This is a genomic window from Mesorhizobium hawassense, from assembly GCF_003289945.1.
GTDB lineage: Bacteria > Pseudomonadota > Alphaproteobacteria > Rhizobiales > Rhizobiaceae > Mesorhizobium > Mesorhizobium hawassense.
Genome location: NZ_QMBP01000057.1, coordinates 1 through 1251 on the forward strand (window position 1 = coordinate 1; position 1251 = coordinate 1251).

Below are 1251 nucleotides of genomic sequence, written 5' to 3' on the forward strand. Positions count from 1 at the left end.
GTCCACGGTATTTTGCGGCCCCACGAGAGAGATAGTGTCTCCGCTACCGGTCACGGTGAGATGGTTGCTGCCGGATGGGTTGCCTGGATTTGGATCGGTGATGAAGTTCAGCGTGAGACCATTGCCGCTGACGCCTATCGTGTCGTTGTAGGCATAAAGCGTTTGTGTCGTGTTGCTGGAAGAGACCGAGACCGTGTGGCCGTAGCCATAGAGCCTTGATGTGCCATCGGTGCCGGAGATGTTGACGGTGTTGTAGAAGCCGCTCACCAGCAGCTGGTCGCTGGCGCCTTCCATGCTGATGATATTGCCGAAGCCGCCTTCGAACACCAAGCTATCGTTGCTGCCGCTGACGTGAACCTCGTTGGCGTCGGCATTATCATAGTAGGTGCCGACCGTGACCGCGTCGTTGTTGCCCGTCACGTTCACGTGGTCGTGGGTGCCGGCAACGGTAACGGTGTCATTGGAGCCGGTGCCGGTGGGGGAGGGACCTGCCCCGATGGTGATGACGCTGTTGCTGGCGGCCAGCGTTGCGCTTGTGTTGTCAGAGACCAGGTGGATCGGCGAGCTGCCGTTGACGGTAACCGAATCGTTGGTCCCCGAGACGATCACGCCCCACGGGTCGGAGAACTGCCCGGTGACGGTCACGTTGTCGTGGGCGCCGGCGACGGTGACGGTTGCGCCAGTCACACTGCCAGTGGAGGAAACCGACAGGCTCTGATTGTCGCCCTCAAGGGTGACACCCGTCCAGTTCGTCAGCGTGACGTTGTTGCCCGTGCCGTTCAGATACATCGTGCTGTTGACGACGCCAGCCATGCTGATGGTGTCGTTGTCACCAGCCATGACGATCGAGTGACCGCTGCCGCTGATGTTCACATTGGTGCTGCTGGCCGTGACCGTCAGATCACTGTCACTCTTGAGGCCACTCGACGAGCCGGCGCCCGAGAAGTTGACCGTGTCGCTGCTGCCGGTCACCGTGACGACGTCGTGCGCGCCCGAAAGATTCAGCGTATCGCTGTTGCCGGCGATGTTGATCGCATCGCTGCTACCTGCAAGCGCGATGGTCACTCCATTGTCGCCTGCCCCAAGCGTCACTGAATTGCCGCTGCCCGCGTTCACAGCCAGGTTCTGACCATTCCTCAGGGTGAGGCTCTCGCCTGTGCCGGTGAGGTTGACGTTTTCGAAGCCGGTGAAGGCCGCTAGGCTATTGAGATCGAACGACCCCGGGCCAGAGATGCTGAGGGTGTCAGTGCC

Annotated in this window: 1 protein-coding gene; it reads right to left on the bottom strand. The window is 60.9% G+C overall.

Annotated features, from left to right (window positions below):
• Positions 1 to 1251 (bottom strand): hypothetical protein (locus DPM33_RS36575; protein WP_167449331.1); only part of this gene is annotated, 1251 nt, incomplete at both ends.